This is a genomic window from Pseudoxanthomonas sp. LjRoot127 (assembly GCF_964253495.1).
Classification (GTDB): Bacteria; Pseudomonadota; Gammaproteobacteria; order Xanthomonadales; family Xanthomonadaceae; genus Pseudoxanthomonas_A.
Genome location: NZ_CAXUQR020000001.1, coordinates 892,481 through 910,683 on the forward strand (window position 1 = coordinate 892,481; position 18,203 = coordinate 910,683).

General features: G+C 66.8%; 15 protein-coding genes. 3 read left to right on the forward strand and 12 right to left on the reverse strand.

The window, feature by feature from the left end:
• Positions 1-5 precede the first annotated feature (5 nt).
• The 4 genes from ACSQ19_RS04250 to ACSQ19_RS04265 are packed head-to-tail and all read right to left on the reverse strand — an operon-like array spanning position 6 to position 3,038.
• Positions 6-533 (reverse strand): pilus assembly protein PilP, encoded by a 528-nt coding sequence (locus ACSQ19_RS04250; protein ID WP_436000246.1) that lies wholly within the window; start codon positions 531-533, stop codon positions 6-8.
• Positions 530-1,219: a type 4a pilus biogenesis protein PilO gene (locus ACSQ19_RS04255; protein ID WP_299346609.1), complete on the reverse strand. Its 690-nt coding sequence runs from the start codon at positions 1,217-1,219 to the stop codon at positions 530-532. The genes ACSQ19_RS04250 and ACSQ19_RS04255 overlap by 4 nt, the downstream gene beginning before the upstream one ends.
• On the reverse strand, positions 1,216-1,980 hold the full coding sequence (locus tag ACSQ19_RS04260) for a PilN domain-containing protein (RefSeq protein ID WP_436000248.1): 765 nt from the start codon (positions 1,978-1,980) through the stop codon (positions 1,216-1,218). Before ACSQ19_RS04260 ends, ACSQ19_RS04255 begins: the two co-directional genes overlap by 4 nt.
• On the reverse strand, positions 1,980-3,038 hold the full coding sequence (locus tag ACSQ19_RS04265) for a pilus assembly protein PilM (RefSeq protein WP_436000250.1): 1,059 nt from the start codon (positions 3,036-3,038) through the stop codon (positions 1,980-1,982). Before ACSQ19_RS04265 ends, ACSQ19_RS04260 begins: the two co-directional genes overlap by 1 nt.
• 214 nt (positions 3,039-3,252) lie before the next feature.
• On the opposite strand from ACSQ19_RS04265, the gene ACSQ19_RS04270 reads away from it, so the two are divergent.
• Positions 3,253-5,676, forward strand: coding sequence for a penicillin-binding protein 1A (locus tag ACSQ19_RS04270; RefSeq protein WP_436000252.1), 2,424 nt, complete (start codon positions 3,253-3,255; stop codon positions 5,674-5,676).
• A gap of 99 nt (positions 5,677-5,775) precedes the next feature.
• Entirely contained in the window at positions 5,776-6,432 is a 657-nt protein-coding gene (locus ACSQ19_RS04275) for a hypothetical protein (RefSeq protein WP_436000254.1), read from the forward strand.
• Positions 6,433-6,499: 67 nt separating this feature from the next.
• Here the strand turns inward: ACSQ19_RS04275 and ACSQ19_RS04280 are convergent, their stop codons facing one another.
• The 7 genes from ACSQ19_RS04280 to ACSQ19_RS04310 form a co-directional block, all read right to left on the reverse strand.
• Positions 6,500-7,789: a citrate synthase gene (locus ACSQ19_RS04280; protein WP_299346621.1), complete on the reverse strand. Its 1,290-nt coding sequence runs from the start codon at positions 7,787-7,789 to the stop codon at positions 6,500-6,502.
• A gap of 260 nt (positions 7,790-8,049) precedes the next feature.
• On the reverse strand, positions 8,050-8,292 hold the full coding sequence (locus tag ACSQ19_RS04285; RefSeq protein WP_162336762.1) for a type B 50S ribosomal protein L31: 243 nt from the start codon (positions 8,290-8,292) through the stop codon (positions 8,050-8,052).
• A gap of 74 nt (positions 8,293-8,366) precedes the next feature.
• Positions 8,367-9,305 carry a nucleoside hydrolase gene (locus ACSQ19_RS04290; RefSeq protein WP_436001097.1) on the reverse strand — a complete coding sequence of 313 codons (939 nt, stop codon included), beginning with the start codon at positions 9,303-9,305 and terminating at the stop codon, positions 8,367-8,369.
• A 137-nt stretch (positions 9,306-9,442) separates the two neighbouring features.
• A complete protein-coding gene (recG, locus tag ACSQ19_RS04295; RefSeq protein WP_436000258.1) occupies positions 9,443-11,548 on the reverse strand; it encodes an ATP-dependent DNA helicase RecG in 2,106 nt (701 codons plus the stop codon).
• Positions 11,549-11,634: 86 nt separating this feature from the next.
• Positions 11,635-14,085, reverse strand: coding sequence for a TonB-dependent receptor (locus ACSQ19_RS04300; protein ID WP_436000260.1), 2,451 nt, complete (start codon positions 14,083-14,085; stop codon positions 11,635-11,637).
• 35 nt (positions 14,086-14,120) lie between these two features.
• Complete coding sequence (locus ACSQ19_RS04305; protein ID WP_436000262.1) at positions 14,121-15,296, reverse strand: SO2930 family diheme c-type cytochrome; 1,176 nt, start codon at positions 15,294-15,296, stop codon at positions 14,121-14,123.
• 8 nt (positions 15,297-15,304) lie between these two features.
• Positions 15,305-16,540: a parallel beta-helix domain-containing protein gene (locus ACSQ19_RS04310; RefSeq protein ID WP_436000264.1), complete on the reverse strand. Its 1,236-nt coding sequence runs from the start codon at positions 16,538-16,540 to the stop codon at positions 15,305-15,307.
• A 119-nt stretch (positions 16,541-16,659) separates the two neighbouring features.
• On the opposite strand from ACSQ19_RS04310, the gene ACSQ19_RS04315 reads away from it, so the two are divergent.
• Positions 16,660-17,712, forward strand: coding sequence for an AraC family transcriptional regulator (locus ACSQ19_RS04315; protein ID WP_436000266.1), 1,053 nt, complete (start codon positions 16,660-16,662; stop codon positions 17,710-17,712).
• Between the two features lie 21 nt (positions 17,713-17,733).
• Here the strand turns inward: ACSQ19_RS04315 and ACSQ19_RS04320 are convergent, their stop codons facing one another.
• On the reverse strand, positions 17,734-18,117 hold the full coding sequence (locus ACSQ19_RS04320; RefSeq protein ID WP_436000268.1) for a RidA family protein: 384 nt from the start codon (positions 18,115-18,117) through the stop codon (positions 17,734-17,736).
• Positions 18,118-18,203: the final 86 nt, after the last annotated feature.

An 18,203-nucleotide genomic window follows, 5' to 3' on the forward strand; every position in this document is an offset into this window, starting at 1 on the left:
CCCAATCATTGATCTTCAAGCGCGATGGACGCCGGCCGTTCCAGCCAACCGCCCGCGCCATCCGGCACTAGTTCGACAAGTTCCACGCCATCTTCGCGGACCGAGGTGACCCGGCCATCGCTCTGGCCCAGGTAGTTCCCCGGACGTACCCGGTAGGTGACCTTGTCGGGCCCCATCACCAGTGCCACCAGACCCGCCCCCTTGCCGATCGTACCGACCATGTCCAGGCTGTCCAGCGGGTACTGCTCCAGTGTTTCCTTGCGCCGGTTGGGGTCGGGACGCAGCCCGCCCCCATCGGTGTTGCTCCACGCATTGCTGAAAGGATCCCGCAACGTCTGCGCGGCATACTCGAACGTCTCGAACTGCTGCATCACAGGCAGCGGGTCGAGCGGGGGCGCGGGACGCGCACGCACGTCTTCGACCCATTTCTGCAGGTTGGGCGCGTCGCCGGGGGTGCTGGTGACCCCCCGCGCGCAACCCGACGCCGTCAGGACGGCCGCGAGGACCATGAAATGCCAGGTGCCGCGCATCATGGTGACCCTCCTGCCTTGGCCGCCTTGTTCTTTCCATCCGCCTTGGCTGCCTCAGCCGCCGCAGCCTCCTGTTCCGCCACCTCGGTCTCGTCGAGGTAACGATATGTCTTGACCGTGCCCGACAGTTCGAGCGCGCCGCGATTGATCCCGTCCTTGCCTTCCTTCGGCTGCAGCGAAATGTCGTGCATCGTCAGGATGACGACGCGCGGCAACGAAGCGACGCCGCTGACGAAGGCACCGAACTGGTGGTAGTTGCCCACCATGCGCAACTGGATCGGCTTCTCGGCGTAGAACTCCTTAAGCGTCTCCGGCTCCGGCTGAAACAGCTCGTTGGTGAGGCCACTGGACAGCGCCGTCTGCGAGATGTCGATGATGAGGTCCGGCATTTCCGTCTTGCTGGGCAACTGGCGGAGCATCTGCTGCAGCACCTGCTCCATCTGCGCCAGTTGCTGCTTCAGCGGCTCCAGGTTCGCGGCCTTGGCCTGCTCCTTCTCGAAATCCTGCCGCAGGCGTACTTCTTCCTGTTCCAGCGAATCCAGGGTTTGCGCCTTGCCCCTGACGAAGAGGAAGTAGGAGAGCGCAAGGATGAAGATCGCCAGCACCACGCAGAAGCCCATCTTGGCGTTCTGCGGCCAGGCACCGATGTTGTTGATGTCCAGGTTCTTGAGCGATGTCTTCTGGCTCATGCGTTGCTCCCGGAAGCCGGAGGGGTATCGCCTGCAGGAGCGGAGGGTGCCGGCGCTGCGGGTGCAGGTGGCGCCGCGGGTGAAGGGGCGGCAGGCTGGCCTTCAAGCGGCGCGGTGGTCGGTGCCGGCGTGGTAGTCGGGGCGGCCGGCGATGCGCCGCCGGCGGCGGTCTCGGCTTCCTGCTCGGCGGTCGGGTTGGCGAGCCGCACCTGCAGCGTGAACACGTAAGGCAGCGCGCTGCCGGCTCCCGGGTTGGTCAGCGTCTTGGACTCTTCCGGCTTGGCTTCGATGATCGACAGCTCGGGCTTGGTCATCCAGCCGGAGGTCTCGAGGTTGCGCATGTAGGCGCTGACCCGCGCGTTGGATTGCGCGCGACCTTCCAGCGTCAGCACTTCGCCTTCCTGCTTGATGTTGGACAACATCACGCCATCGGGAATGGTGCGGACCAGCGAGTCGAACAGGTGGACCATCTGCGAGCGGTTGGCCTGCAGCTTCTCGATGACGTCCTTGCGGGCCAGCAGGCGGCGCTTCTGCTCGTCGAGCTTTTCGATTTCCTTGTTCTGTGCCTGGACCTTCGCTATCTCGTCCTTGAGGAAATCGTTGCGCGCGGTCTGTCCGGACACCTGGCGGTCGTAGTGGAACCACAACAGGAAGGAGAGCAGCAGGCCGGCGATCGCGGCGGCGCCCAGCATGACGTAGAACTCGCGCTGGCGCTGCACACGACGTTCGGCACGCCATGGAAGTAGGTTGATTCTTGCCATCAGTCGAAGCTCCTCAAAGCCAGGCCGGTGGCGATCATCAGCGCGGGCGCATCCTGCGCCAGCGCATGCGCCTGCACGCGCGGGCCGAGGGTCATCTGCGCCAGCGGGTTGGCGACCACGGTCGGCACGCCCAGTTGCTCCTCGACCATCTCCGGCAGGCCGGGCAGCGCGGCGCAACCGCCGGCCAGCACGATCTGGTCGACGCGGTTGAACTCGCTACCGGCATAGAAGAACTGCAACAGGCGGCTGATCTGCTGGACGGTCGCCTCCTTGAAGGGTTCCAGCACTTCGACTTCGTAGCTTTCCGGCAGGCCACCCTGGCGCTTGGCCAGGCCCGCCTCTTCGTACGTCAGGCCGTAGCGACGCATGACCTCATCGGTCAGCTGCTTGCCGCCGAAGACCTGCTCGCGGCTGTAGAGGCTGCGTCCGCGCCGGAGCACGTTGAGGGTGGTCATGGTGGCGCCGATGTCGACCAGCGCCACGACACCGTCCTGCGGGATCGGCAGGTCGGACGCCATCAGCGCGAACGCGTTCTCGACAGCGAAGGCTTCCACATCCATGACGCGCGCCGTCAGTCCGCCCAGTTCGAGCGCGGACTGGCGCAGCTCGACGTTCTCGGAGCGCGAGGCGGCGAGGAGGACCTGCACCATCTCCGGGTTGTTGGGCATCGGGCCCAGCACCTCGAAGTCGATGTTCACTTCCTCGATCGGATACGGGATGTAGTTGACGGCCTCGAGCTCCACCTGGGCTTCCAGGTCGCTCTCGTCCAGGTCGGCCGGCATCGGGATGATCTTGGTGATCACCGCGGAACCGGACACCGCGGCCGCGGCGTGCTTGGCCTTGCTGCCGGCACGGTTCACGGCACGGCGGATGGCCTCGCCGACCGCCTCGACTTCGACGATGTTCTTCTCGACCACGGCGTTCGGCGGCAGCGGCTCGACGGCATAGTGTTCAACCCGGAAACGGTTGCCCACGCGCGCGAGCTGCAGCAGCTTTACCGCAGTCGAACTGATGTCGACGCCGATGAGCGGCGACTGGCTTTTTGGGATTAGCCCCACGGTCTTTCCCCTTCCGACGGGCACTGGGCGCAACTTGCGCCGACATTAATAACCAAGTTTTTACGCTTGGCAACCGACGATCACGTGGCTGTGCGGCTTGTCACGTTTCACGAGGGTTGTTCCCCAAGTCCCTGTTCCCCATGGGATCACCTGTGGCGATCCCGGCGGTCATCTATACTCTGCCGCTACGAATTCTGCAATCGGAAAGCACTGGATGTCCCGTTTCCGTCGTCTTCTCCGTTGGACCCTCATCACGTTCCTGATACTTGGCCTGGCCGGCGCGGTCGGGCTGGGGGTCCTGTACTACACGGTCTCGTCGAAGGTGCCGGACGTCCAGTCCCTCCGGAACGTCGAACTGCAGGAGCCGCTCTACATCTACGCCAACGACGGCCGCCTGATCGGCCTGTACGGCGAGATCCGCCGCTATCCCGTGCAGATCGGCCAAGTCCCGGCCCGGGTGAAGCACGCGTTCATCGCTGCGGAAGACAGCAAGTTCTATGAGCACCGGGGCGTGGACCCGACCGGCGTGGCCCGCGCGGTCTGGCAGATCGTCAGCCGCAAGGAAGGCCGCGTGGCCGGCGGCAGCACCATCACCCAGCAGGTCGCCCGGCAGTTCTTCCTGAGCTCTGAGGTGAGCTACAGCCGCAAGATCCGGGAAATGATGCTGGCGTTCCGCATCGAGGAGATGCTGACCAAGGACGAGATCCTGGAGCTGTACCTCAACAAGAGCTTCTTCGGGAACCGCTCCTACGGTGTCGCCGCGGCCGCCGAGTACTACTACGGCAAGACCCTGGACCAGCTCACCCTGGCCGAGACCGCCACCCTGGTCAGCGCACTCAAGTTCCCGTCCAGCGGCAATCCGATCAGCAACCCCGGCCGCAACCAGCAGCGCAGCGCCTACGTGGTCGAGCGCATGCGCGAGGACGGCTACGTGACCGCCGCCGAGGCCGCGCAGGCGAAGGCCGAGCCGATGCACGCCAAGCCGCACGAGCGGCCGATCGAGGTCAATGCCCCCTACGTGGCCGAGATGGTGCGCCAGGAAATGATCGCGCGCTTCGGACCCGAGGCGTTGACGAAGGGTTACCACGTCACCACCACGCTCGATGCCGCGCTGCAGACCGCCGCCAACGAGGCCGTCCGCGATGGCTTGGGCCTGTACGACCGCCGTCATGGCTGGAACGGCGTCGAACAGCATGTCGACGTGGCCGCCGACGCGGACGCCGCGACGCTGGCTACCCATCTGCGCGGCATTCCCGCACAGAACGGCCTCATTCCTGTTGTGGTCGCCCGCACCGCGGATGACGGCAGTGCGACCGTGGTCATGGCCGATGGCCGCGAGATCACCCTGCCCGTCGCCGCCAGCAAGTGGACCGGCCGCTCGCCCGCCAGACTGCTGAAGCGCGGTGACCTGACGCGCATCAAGGCCGGCAAGGAAGAGGGCAGCTACGCGCTCGAGCAGATCCCGCGTGCGCAGGCCGCGCTCGTCTCGCTCGACGCCAACACGGGTGCATTGCGTGCACTCGTGGGCGGTTACAGCTTCGCCGGCAACAAGTTCAACCGCGCCACGCAGGCACGCCGCCAGCCGGGCTCCAGCTTCAAGCCGTTCCTCTACGCCGCCGCGTTCGAAAAGGGCTTCAATCCGGCCTCCATCGTGCTGGATGCGCCGGTGGTGTTCCGCGACCGCCGCGGCCACATGTGGCGGCCCCAGAACGACGGCGGCGGCTTCCGCGGCCCGATGCGGCTGCGCGAGGCGCTCGTGCAGTCGCGCAACCTCGTGTCGGTGCGCCTGCTGGACGGCATCGGTGTACCGTTCGCACGTACCTACATCAGCCAGTTCGGCTTCGAAGAGGCAGAACTGCCGCCCAACCTGTCAATGTCGCTGGGCACCGCCTCGCTGACGCCCCTGTCCGTGGCGCGCGGCTACGCGGTGTTCGCGAACGGCGGTTCGCGGGTGACGCCATGGTTCATCGATCAGGTCAAGGATCGCGAAGGCAACGTGGTGTTCAAGGAGAACCCCGCCGTCGCGTGCCGCGGATGCGGCAGCGGCCAGCACGGCGCCAGCGCGGCGGCCGCCCAAGTGGTGGATGGCTTCAACTTCGGCCCTGCCGATGCCCCCAAGCCGGCAGCGGTCGAAGCGCAGAAGGCCAAGCCCGAACCGAAACCGGCCGACCCGAACATGGTCACCGCACCGCGTGCGATCGATGAGCGCACCGCCTACCAGCTGGTGTCCATGATGCGCGACGTGGTCCAGCGCGGGACCGGCACCGCAGCCAAGGTGCTGGGGCGCGAGGACGTGGGCGGCAAGACCGGCTCGACCAACGATCACCGCGACGCCTGGTTCGGCGGTTTCGGCGGTACGTACGCCACCGTGGTATGGGTGGGCCGCGACAACTTCCAGTCGCTCGGCTACCGCGAGTACGGCGGCAAGGCGGCGCTGCCGATCTGGATCGAATACATGCGCGCGGCGCTGAAGGACACACCGGTCGCATCGAACGACCCGCCCGAGGGCATGGTGCAGGCCACGCTCAATGGCGTGACCGAATGGGTCAAGGTCGAGGACATGGAGCGCATCCAGGACTACGACCTGTACGGCCCGGAAGACGCCGTGCCGGATGAAGAGGCGTTCGACATCTTCTGACGCCATGGCGTGAAGGCTCCCTGACGGCGCGCATGCGCCGTCATCGCCAACGCGGGAGCATGGTGTACATTCGGCTCTGTTTCGACGCGGAGGCCTGTCATGCACCACGCCCGTCAACACGCCGAAACCCGCACTCGCGAACGCCGCCAGCGACTGGCGCACGAGGCCGCCCGGCTGATGGCCGAGGGCGGCATCCGCGACTACCACCAGGCCAAGCTCAAGGCCGCCAGCCGGCTGGGCATCCACGACGATGCTTCCCTGCCCCGCAATCGCGAAATCGAAGACGCACTGCGCGAGTACCAGCGCCTGTTTGCTGGCGAAGCGCATGTGGCGGGACTGCGGCGGCGGCGCGAAGCTGCGTTGCGCGCGATGGCGTTCCTCGCCGACTTCTCGCCCCGCCTCGTCGGCCCCGTGCTGGAGGGCACGGCGGACGGGAACACGCCCGTGCACATGCATCTCCACAGCGACGATCCGGATGCCGTCACGCGTTTCCTGGAGGAGCATCGCATCCCCGCCGAGCCGCGCGAACGTCGGCTGCGCATCGACCGGGAACGCGTGGCCGACCTGCCGGTCTGGGTGTTCAGCGCCGAGGAACTGGGCTTCGACCTGACGGTGCTGCCCCACGACGCGCTACGCCAGGCGCCGCTCTCCAGCATCGACGAGAAGCCCATGCGACGTGCATCCGCGGCGCAACTGCGCCAGATGCTCATCGAAGAAGACATCGCCGGCTACGAACGGGATGCCACGCGTCGCTGAGCCGACGCCCTGCGTCCCCATGCCAAAAGAAAAGGCCCCTTGCGGGGCCTTTTTGCTTCTTGCGCGATCAGCGCTTGCCGGTCGGCACGTAGTCGCGCGGCGCGTAGCCGGTGTATATCTGGCGCGGACGGCCGATCTTGGCTTCCGGATCGATCTGCTGTTCCAGCCAGTGCGACACCCAGCCCGCGGTGCGGCCGATGGCGAACATGACGGTGAACATCTCGGTCGGGATCTTCAGCGCCTTGTAGATGATGCCGCTGTAGAAGTCAACGTTCGGGTAGAGCTTGCGCTGGATGAAGTACTCGTCCTTCAGCGCGGCCTCTTCCAGCTTCATCGCCACTTCGAGCAGCGGATCGTCGACGCCCAGCTCGCCCAGCACCTTGTGGGTCATCTCGCGGATGATCTTGGCGCGCGGGTCGAAGTTCTTGTACACGCGGTGGCCGAAGCCCATCAGGCGGAAGCCCGATTCCTTGTCCTTGGCCTTCGCCACGGCGGTCTCGACCTTGTCCGGCGTGCCGATCTCTTCCAGCATCTTCAGCACGGCTTCGTTGGCGCCGCCGTGCGCCGGGCCCCAGAGGGCGGTGATGCCGGCGGCGACCGACGCATACGGATTGGCGCCGGTCGAACCGACCAGGCGCACCGTCGAGGTCGAGGCGTTCTGCTCGTGGTCGGCGTGCAGGATGAACAGCAGGTCCAGCGCCTTGGCGACGACCGGGTTCAGTTCCAGCGGCTCGCTCGGCACCTCGAACATCATGTGCAGGAAGCGATCGACGTACTCGAGGTTGTTGCGCGGATAGCGGATCGGCCAGCCGATCGAGTAGCGATAGGCAGCGGCGGCCAGGGTCGGCATCTTCGCCAGCAGGCGGATCGCGGCCAGGCGACGCTGCTCCGGGTCTTCCAGGTCCAGCGTGTCGTGGTAGAACGCCGACAGCGAGGCAACCGTGCCGGCCAGCATGGCCATCGGGTGCGCGTCGTAATGGAAGCCGTGCAGGAAGTTCTTCAGCGACTCATGCATCATCGTGTGATGCGTGACCTCGTGTTCGAACTTGGCGAACTCCTGAGGGGTCGGCAGTTCGCCGTTCATCAGCAGGTACGAGACTTCCAGGAAGCTCGAATGCTTGGCCAGCTGCTCGATGGGGTAGCCGCGGTACAGCAGTACGCCGTTGTCGCCATCGATGTAGGTGATGGCCGACTTGCAGCTGGCGGTGGCGGTGAAACCGGAGTCGTAGGTGAAAAGACCCGTTTCCTTGGTCAGCTTGGAAATGTCGACGCAGTCGTTGCCCAGCGTGGGCTTCAGGACGGGCAGGACAACGGATTTGTCGCCGGCATTCAGCGTGACCTGGTCAAGTTCGGACACAGTGTGCGCTCCTTCGTGGGGTAACGCCGGCCAGGGGTCCGGACGGCGCGTGACGGGAGTCCAGGGAGTGAACCTTGGATGACCCGAATTATCGCACACGCCCTCTGGAGCCGTCGCTCGATACCGCACCAAAGTCAGACCAAAGACTAAGGCGGCGGACGCAACCGAACATTCCGGAATGGCGCCGTATGCAGTGCGCGCAAACGCGAACGGCCGCGCACGAGGCGCGGCCGCAGCGGGTCAGGCGAACGACGTTTCGATCAGCGCGCGTAGCGCTTCTGGAACTTGTCGATACGGCCGCTGGTGTCGATGACCTTGTGCTTGCCCGTGTAGAACGGATGCGAAGCCGAGGAGATTTCGACCTTGATGAGCGGGTACTCGTTGCCGTCTTCCCACTTCGTCGTTTCCTTGCTTCCCAGCGTGGAGCGGGTAAGGAACTTGAAATCGGAGGTCACGTCGTGGAAGACGACTTCGCGGTAATTCGGGTGGATGTCGGCCTTCATGGCGGTAACACCGTGTCACGGGAATGGAAGAGCGGCATTTTAGCCCGCCCTCCCTGCCCGGCGCAACCCGCCCCTCAGCCGGCCGCCAGTGCCGCCTCGATCAGGGCCTCGAAGCGGTCCTGGTCGTAGCGCAGCAGGATATTGGCCTTGTCGGGCTGCCCGCCCTCCCGGCGCCAATCCACGATCGAGGCGCCCCGGGCGTGGGCACCCTGCAGCTCGATGGCGAGCGGCCGTTGGGCCAGCTCCCGCGCGCCCTCCGGCGCCAGCACGAAAGCCATGGCGAGGGCATCGGCGGCGAACCAGTGGTCGCCGCGGCGGTCGGCGGACCACGAGCGCGTCTTCTCCGAGATGCGGTCGTAGAACCGGGCGCGCGCGGAATCGGCGCGCAGCCAGGCGGCCACGCGCTCGTGGTGCAGGCCATGGGCGATGGTCGCCTCCCAGTCGGCCAGGTCGTAGCGGTCGAACGCCTCCAGCACTAGGTGCGCAGCTTCGGGGTCGAAATAGAAGTTGAACTCCGCGGCCGGCGTAATGTTGCCGTGGCAGGTCACCGCCCCTCCCATCACCACGAACCGGGCGATCCGCTGCGGCAGCGTCGGGTCCAGCTTGAGCGCGAGCGCGACATTGGTCAGCGGCCCGAGTGCGACCAGCACCAGTCGGCCCGCGTGCTCATGCGACAGCCGCAGGATGGCCAGCGCCGCGTGCTCGGCTTCTGCCTGGCGCGCTGCGGGCGGGAAACCCACATCGCCGAAGCCGTCCTGTCCGTGCACGTAACCGGCATCCGGCGACGGGTGCAGCAGCGGCGCAGGCGCGCCCGCGAACACGGGGATATCGTCGCGACCCGCGACTTCGCACAGCTTCAGCGCATTGCGCACGGTGTGCTGCAGGCCCACGTTGCCGGCCGCGATGGTCAGGCCGACGATGTCGTGGCGCGCATCGTTGAACGCCATCAACAAGGCCAGCGCGTCGTCGACGCCGGGATCGGTGTCGATCAGCAGGGGGATCTTTTCGCTCATCTTCTGCTCTTCGTCTTTCAGGTCGCCGAGTCTCGCATTGCAGGCGACGCCATGGAAGCGCACGGCGGGTCCTGTAGGGCGGAGCTCGCTCCGCTGCGACGAACATGTTCAGCCGAGCAAGCTCGGCTCTACGCAAGTCACGCGGAGGCGTATCGCGCCGCGCCACCCACCCAGCGCTGGATCACGCGGTCTGCCGCCGCAGGATCATCCGACAGAAGACGTTCCGCCAGTGCGTGCACCTGCGGCAGCAGGCTCGCATCGCGCGCGAGGTCGGCGACGCGGAACGCGGCAAGCCCGGTCTGCCGCGTTCCCAGCAACTCACCCGGGCCGCGCAGCTCCAGGTCCTTTTCGGCGATGACGAAGCCATCGTTGGTGGCCCGCATCGTCGCCAGCCGGTGCTTGGCCATCATCGACAGTGGCGGCTGGTACATCAGCACGCAGGTCGATGCCGTCGCGCCACGACCAACCCGCCCACGCAGCTGGTGCAGCTGCGCGAGACCCAGCCGCTCCGCGTTCTCGATGATCATCAGCGAGGCATTGGGCACGTCGACGCCGACTTCGATCACTGTCGTGGCGACCAGCAGGTCGATCTCGCCTTGCTTGAAGCGCCGCATCGTCGTCTGCTTGTCCGACGCCTTCATGCGTCCGTGCACCAGGGCGACGCGGGCCTCCGACAAGGAGGAGGACAACGCCTCGAAGGTCGTCTGCGCCGCCTGCGCGACCACCTCGTCACTGTCGTCGATCAGAGTGCAGACCCAGTAGGCCTGTCGTCCTTCCGCACACGCCGTGCGGATGCGGTCGACCAGCTCGGGCCTGCGCTCGGCACTCAAGGCCACGGTCTGCACCGGCGTGCGTCCCGGGGGCAGTTCGTCGATGGCGGATACATCCAGATCGGCATAGGCCGCCATCGCCAGCGTGCGCGGAATTGGCGTAGCGGTCATCACCAGCTGGTGCGGTACGCGGTCGTGTCCCGCACCCTTGTCGCGAAGTGCCAGACGCTGGTGTACACCGAACCGGTGCTGCTCGTCGACGATGGCCAGGCCGAGGTCGTGGAAGGTCACGGCTTCCTGCATCAAGGCGTGGGTGCCGACCACCACCTGCGCCTCGCCCGACGCCACCTGTGCCAGCACGGTCGCGCGGGCCTTGCCGGTGACCTTGCCGGCCAGCCAGGCCACGCGCACGCCGAGCGGTTCCAGCCACGCGCGCAGGTTGGCGAGGTGTTGCTCGGCCAGCAGCTCGGTGGGCGCGGCCAGCGCCACCTGCTTGCCCGACTCCACTGCCAGCATGCCGGCCAGCGCGGCGACCACGGTCTTTCCGCTGCCTACGTCACCCTGCACCAGCCGCAGCATCGGCGACGGTTTGGCGATGTCGTCGCGGATCTGCGCGAATACCCGCTGTTGTGCGCCGGTCAGCGTGAAGGGCAGCGCCTTCAGCAGTGCTTTCACCAGCCGGCCCTTGCCCTTCAGCGCCGGTGCTCCGTGCCGCTGCAGGGCCAGCCGCTGCCGGCGCAGGCTCAGGTGGTGAGCCAGCAGCTCCTCGAGCGCCAAGCGTCGCTGCGCCGGATGCGTACCGAGGGCGAGCGCGGCGACGTCCGCATCGCGCGGCGGCCGATGCATGGTGAGCAGCGCCTCGCGCAGCGACGGCAACCCGAGCCCGTCGAGCAGCGTGGCCGGCAACAGCTCCAGGCGCGCGTTGTCCGGCAGCCGCTCCAGCGCCTGCCCGACCAGCTTGCGGATGCTCGCCGGTCCGAGCCCTTCGATGGCCGGATAGACCGGATCCAGAGCGTCGCCGAGCGCCGCGTCATCGTCGTCGCCCAGGATCCGATAGCTCGGGTGGACGATCTCCAACCCGTGCTGGCCGGGCTTCGGCGTGCCGTAGCACCGGATGCGCGCACCCACGGCGAACTGCGTGACCTGGGCGGCGCGGAAGTGGAAGAAACGCAGCACCAGCGACCCGGTCGATGCATCGCCCACCGCCACCCTCAGCACCGGGCGATACCGGAATCCACGTTCGACGGCCTCGACGCGTCCTTCCACCTGCGCCGGCACGCCCGGTTGCAGCAGGCGTATCGGGGTGATTGCCGTGCGGTCTTCATAGCGCAGCGGCAGGTGCAGCCACAGATCCTGCATCGTCTGCAGCCCGCGCGCGGCGAGCTTCTCCGCCACGCGCGGACCGACGCCGGGCAGGCGACTGAGGGGTTCGGCGGAGAGATCGATGGACGGCGTGTCGCGACGTGCGGGCATCGCACAAGGATGCCGGGAACCACGCAAAACAAAAACCCCGGCATCGCGCGATGCCGGGGATCGTGCCCGCCGCGTCTTCGCGTGGATCAGAACTTCACGGCGACTTCCATGCCGTACGTGCGTGGCTCGGTGATGGTGGCACCTACCACCCCCAGCGGACCGCGACCATAGGTATTCAGCCCTTTCACATACTGGTTGTCGAAGACGTTGTTGCCGTAGATCGCCCAACTCCAGTGACCCTGTGGCGCGGTCCAGCCGATGCGCACGTCGGTACGATCACGCGCCTCGCCGATGTCGAGCAGCGCGTTGACGCCGCAATCGCCCTGCAGGTCCGAGCCCGCGTTGCAGCGGCTGCGTCCGCGGTAGGCATGCCGCGCGGAGACGCGCAGCGCGCCATGGCCGGCCAGATCGACCTGGTAAGCCGCGCCCAGTGACGCGGTGAAGCGCGGCTCGCCCGTCGGCTCACCGTCCAGGTCCACGCCCTCCGGGGTCACGTAATCCTTGTACTTGGAATCGATCCATTCCGCCTGCGCATCCAGTGTCAGGCCATCGGTCACCTTCCAGCGCAGGTCCACGTCGAGGCCGGTGGCTTCCAGGTCGCCGGTGTCGAACACGAAGCGCGGGATGTCGACGGGATTGTTCGGGTCAGGATCGATCAGGCGCACCGACTGGCGGTTGTCGTAGCGGTAGTGGAACAGCGACGCGTTCCAGGCGAAGCGCCCGAACGACTGCTTGATGCCGGCTTCCAAGTTCCAGACGTCCTCGTTCTCGAACGCGGGCCCGATCTGCAGCGCGTTGAAGCCGCCCGCCTTGTAGCCCTTCGCCAGCGAACCGAACACCATGGTGCGGTCATCCAGGTGGTAGTCGACGACGAAGCGCGGGCTGACGTCGCTCCAGCTGCGCTTGTCGCGTACCAGCACGCCCTTGTTCACCATCGCCGGCGGATCGATGAAGGCCATGTCGAACGTGAGGGTCTCTCGACTGATCGGGATGCCCATCTGGCCCAGCGCGGCGAAGAAGCCCAGGGATTCCAGCAAGGCCAGCTTGGCTTCCAGCTCGGGCGCGTTGCGGGGCGTATTGAGCCAGGTGAAGTCCTTCTCGTCGCGCGTGTAGCGCAGGCCGAAGGTGAGGTTGAGCCTGTCGGTCGCGCGCCAGATGACGTCGCCGAATGCCGCGTACGCCGTGGTCGACAAGGTGTTGTTGAAGCGCTCGTTCCAGCGGTCGCCCACCAGCGACACCGGTATACCGCTCATCTGCGCCAGCAGAGAGGTGAAACCGAACAGGCTGCCGTCCGGCGTCGGCGCGATGCCGAGATTGCGCACGATATTGTCGACCGCTTCGGTATTGGTGTTCACTTCGCTGGTCTGCCGCGCATCCTCCTTGAAGAAGCTGGCCCCGGCCACCCAGTCCAGCCGCGCATTGCTGCCGGCGAACTTGAACTCCTGGTAGAAGGTCTCGTTGCTCTCGGTGTTCACCGAATCGATGTACAGGTCGGCGCGGTTGGTGCCGTCCTCTTCGGTCTGGTTGAGCGCATCGTACTGTCGCCATGACGAGGTCGAAGTGAGGTTGCCCCAGGTGAAGGCGTGGTCGACGATCAGGGTGACGCCATCGAACGTGCGCCACTCGGCGTTGTCCGCGTCGCTGTAGGTCGGCACGTCGCGGGGATCGAGGTAGTCGTCCGGATCCACGGGTACGGGCGGCCGCAGCGGGTACGCGGGTAACGGCACGATGCCGGTAGTGACGCGGCCATTCTGGTCCAGGCTTTCGTGGTCCCAGCTCAGCAGGGCCGTGGTGTTGTCGCCAACGCGCACCTGCCATGCCGCGCGCGCCGCCCAGACGTTCTCGCCCCCCAGGTCCTTGCCGGTGGTGCCATCCTGGAACCAGCCGTCGCTGTGGTTGAACAGCGCGTTGACCCGCAGCGCCGAGGTGTCGCCGGTCGGGATGTTCCACATCGCGTCGGCGTACTGCTTGCCGTAGTTGCCCAGCCGCAAGCGCAGCCTCGCCTCAGTTTCGTCCTGCGGCCGCCGCGTGACCAGCGAGATCGCGCCTGCCGCGGTATTGCGCCCGAACAGCGTGCCCTGCGGCCCCTTCAGCACTTCGATGCGCTCGACATCCAGGAATGGCAGCAGCACGCCGCCGCCCCGGCCGCCGTAGACACCGTCGACGAAGATGCCCACCGCCGGATCGGTACCGATGCCGAAATCGTTGGTCTCCACGCCGCGCAGGCGGAACGAAGGCTGCGTGGGCTGGGCGGCGTCCACCACTAGGCCGGGCACGAACGCATCGATGTCGCCCAGGTTCTCCGCCGCGACGTCATCCAGGAGCTGCTGGTCCACGACCTGCAGCGCGATCGGCACGTCCTGCAGCTCCTGCTGTCGGCTTTGCGCGGTGACGGTGATGGTGTCGAGATTGGTGGCCTGCTGTTCGCCCTCGGGCGTCGCCTGCCCCCACGCCGTCCCGCTGGCACCCAGTGCCACGCAGCCGCCGAACAGCGCGCGCCGAAGCCCCACCACCAGATTCCGTTGCATCACTTTCATCACGCCCTCCCGGAAACGTTGTGCGGATACCGGCCTCAGATGGCCGGCGGTGTTTCATTGCCCGTAGTCATCCCCGTATCGCAACTGCCGGACTGCGCATCGATCCAGGCGCGGATCAGCGCCACGCCTTCGCGATGGACGACCGAGCGCCCGACCTCCGGCATCATGATCGCGGGGTCGTCGCTGTCCAGCCTGTAGTCGAAGATGGAATCGGCGGCGTGGCCCGGCACGATGTCGTATCGCCGGTTGCCCGTGCCCTTGCCCGCCGCGATCGGCTGCTTGCAGAAGCCCAGTTTCAACCGGTCCTGCGTGTGCGCGTCCAGCCACAGGCCGGACGTGATCGCCGGGCCGGTGGCGCTGTGGCAGTGACCGCAATTGATGTCCAGGTAGGCGCGCGCACGCGCATCCAGCGATGCCTGCGGATCCATCGCATCGGCCAGCCGGGGGGGAGCGGCCGGTACGCCGGTCAGATAGCCCACACGCACGAGATGCGCCAACTGGTTCTCCGTGCCGCCCGCGTAGTCGAAATCCCGGTTCAGGTGTCGTGCCTTCGGCCCGATCGGCAACAGCTTGCGCGACCTGTTGTCGGTGATGTGGCAACCGCCGCACTGGTTCTGGTCGGGGACCTGGTAGTCGGCGGCTTCGCGCATACCCTGCGCATCCACCAGCGCAAGCGGCACCAGGTCGCCCGTGCGCTTGAGCGTGGCCTGGGTCTGCGCCGCATTCCAGACATAGGGCAGCGCCACCCATCCTTCGGCCCGATGGACCAGCAGGCGCGTTTCGATCAGGCGCACCTTGGCCAGGTCCAGCGCCTCGCCCTGCAGGGACGACTGTGCAGGCGGCGTGCGCGCCACCGAGGTGCCGTCCCATGTCGTTCCCTCCGGCAACGGATAGTAGAACGTCTTGCTGAGGATGGTGCCGACGGGGAAGTCGAAGGTCCGCTCGGCCTGGTAGGTGGCCGACGTGCCTGCCGGCATCCAGACGGTGCGCAGCTTGTGGGCGTAGTCGCTGAACAACGGCGTGCTGAGGTCGTAAGGCACCACGCCCTCGTTGAGGCGCAGGCGTCCGTCCTCGATGCGCACCACGCCCCATTCCTCCAGCGTCGCCGGCTGCCCTGTGGCGAAGAAGTGCACGCGATGCGCCGGCCGGCACGCGGCGACCGCCATGCAGGCCACCAGCACGATCATCCCTGCCGCCGTGCGCGACCGCATGCGTCGTCTCAGCCGCGTTTCAGGTCGACGGCCGGCAAGCGCGGCAGTTCGCACTCGTGGATCTTCGCGTCCTTGCTGGGTGCCTTGTATCCGCCGGGACCGTCCGCGTTGACCACGCCATTGACGTCGCGCAGGCAGATCTGCGGACCCACCTTCTTCCCGTCCACCACGCGCTCCTTGTTGAAGTACCCATCCCACAGCACGTCAGGGAAGTTGCCGCGCAGGCCGTACGTGGCCACCTTCAGCGCCTTCAGGTCGAAGCCGTCCGGCGAGTCGCCGCCACCCGACAGGGTGTTGCCATGGACATGGATGCGCTCCGGATAAGGATCGAAGTTCGGCGACGCGCTGCTGTCCTTGTAGCCGGTGGAGTACACGCTGGAGACGATGATGTTGGCGGTCGCGTTGTCGCGGATCTCGTTGCCGAACACTTCAATGTCGTCGTTGGAATTGATGACGATGCCGGATCCCGCCGGCACGCTGGCCACGGGGGTGCCCTTGGCACCAAAGTTCTCGTGGTTGTTGGCGATCACCTTGTTGGCGTAGACGCGGATGTTGCCGCCCTGTTGCGACAGGCCCGGCATGTTGAACACCAGGATGCCGCCGGTGTTGCCAGTGGCGACGTTCTCGTAGACGTCGGCGTTGATGGTGTTCTCGATCTCGATGCCCGCGACGTTCTGCTCCGCGCGGCTGCGGCGCACGATCACGCCGTCCGACTGGCCCACGTAGATGCCGGCATCGGATGCACCGATGGAGACCGTGTCTTCGATCAGCACGTTCTTCGTCAGCACCGGATAGATGCCGTAGGCGCCGTTCTTCGTGCTGGGTCCGCCCGTCCATTGCACCTTGACGCCGCGGATGGTGATGTTGGACGACTCGCTGATCTTCAGGCCGTCGCCCCTGGAGTCCTCGATGGTGAGGTTCTCGATGGTGAAGTCGTCGCCGTTGACCAGCAGGCCCTCGGCACCGGCTTTCTGTCCCTTGAAGCTGAGCACCGTCTTGTCCATGCCGGCCCCGCGGATCGTCACCTCGTCCGCGCGCAGGCTGAGGCTGCGATCAAACGCATGTCGGCCGGCCGGGATCTCGATGACATCGCCCGGCTTGGCGTCCAGCAGGCGCTCCTGCAGGGTGGCAGCGAACGCGGTATCGGCCGCCGCCACGGCGGCAGCGTCGGGTGCCTTCTGCTGGCAGGCTCCCGCCAGGAGCGCCAGCGCGCCCGCCACTGCCACGGAAATGGTGCGCTGCATGAGTCTCCCCTCCCATACGCCTGCGTAGTACCGGCCAGTCTGGTGCGCCGGCCTATGTGACGCGGAGGGCGGGAGCGGCATACTACGGGGGGCAAAGCGGACAAGCTGGAGGAGCTCCGATGCGCTGGAAAACCGGACTGGGCAATCGCCTGTCGATCGCCAATCTGCCCACCAACATGCTGTGCGGCCTGGTGCTGCTGGCCGGCGAATTCGGCGTGAAAGCGGAAAGCTGGTTCGCCGGCATGCGGTTGAACGTGCAGGAGATCCACGACCCGCAGGCGCGCGTGTCCTACCGCCAGGCCAGCGAGATCATCCGCCGCGCGCTGCCGACCCTGCCCATCGACGGCGTGGGGCTGGCCATGGGCGAGAAGCAGAACGGCGGCAACTTCGGCCTGCTGGGCCTGGCGATGAAGACGGCACCCACGTTCGGCGACGCCGTGCAGATCGGCCTGGAGTACCAGCGCAACCTCGGCCCCCTGATGGACCTGGACATGCAGGACCGCAACGACGGCAGCCTGGCCGTGGTCGCGACCGCGCCGGAGGAGGCCGCGGACCTGCTGCCGTTCCTGTGCGAGGAGATGTTCGCCAGCACGCTGATGCTGGCCCGTGAACTGGTCGGGCCGGAGTTCCGGCCATTGCGTCTCGAACTCGGTTATCCGGCGCCGCGCTATGCCGCGCGTTACACCGACCTGTTCGGGTGCGACGTCCGCTTCAACCAAGCGCAGCACGCGATGGTGGTCGACCGGCGCTGGCTGGAGCTGCCCTTCACCAGCTACAACCCGGTGACCTCGGGCCAGGCGCTGGCCCTGTGCCGTGCACAACTGACGGCGATGTCGCTGCGCGGCGAGACCACCGCCGCCGTCGAACGGCAACTGCGTCCACGGCTGCGCGACAACCCGCAGATGACCGACGTGGCGGCTGCACTCCACCTCAGCGAGCGCACGCTGCGTCGGCAGCTCGCCGAGGAAGGCACCAGCTTCAGCGCCGTGCACGACCGTGTGCGCACGGAGCGCGCACTGGAACTGCTGCAGGACGCGGAAATGACCATCGCCACGGTGGGCACCCAGATCGGGTTCAACGACGTGCGCGAGTTCCGGCGCGCGTTCAAACGCTGGACCGGGCATACGCCCAGCGAAACCCGGCGGCCGCCCTCATCCCGCGGCACGGCCTGAAGCACGCACGCCCGGCAGGACTCAGTCGAGCACCATCACGGCATCGACCTCGAACGCCGCGCCCTTCGGCAGGCCGGATACTTCGATCGTCGAGCGTGCCGGATACGGCGCGGCGAAATAATCCTGCATCACCGCATTGACTGCAGCGAACTGCGACAGGTCGGTCAGGTACAGACCGAGGCGCACGATGCGATCGAGCGAACCGCCTGCCGCTTCCGCCACCGCCTTGAGGTTGTCGAACGCGCGGCGCGCCTGCGCGGTGATGTCGCCATCCACCAGATTGCCGGTCGCCGGATCCAGCGGGATCTGGCCGGAGAAGTACACCGTGTTGCCCGCGCGAACCGCCTGCGAATACGGGCCGATGGCGGCGGGTGCCTGTTCGGTGTGGATGATCTGCCTGGTCATGCGCGACTCCTGTGTGGATACCCGGATTCTACGTAGGGCGGGCCCCGGCCCGCCATCGTGGCCGATCGGATCGCGATGGCTTTAAG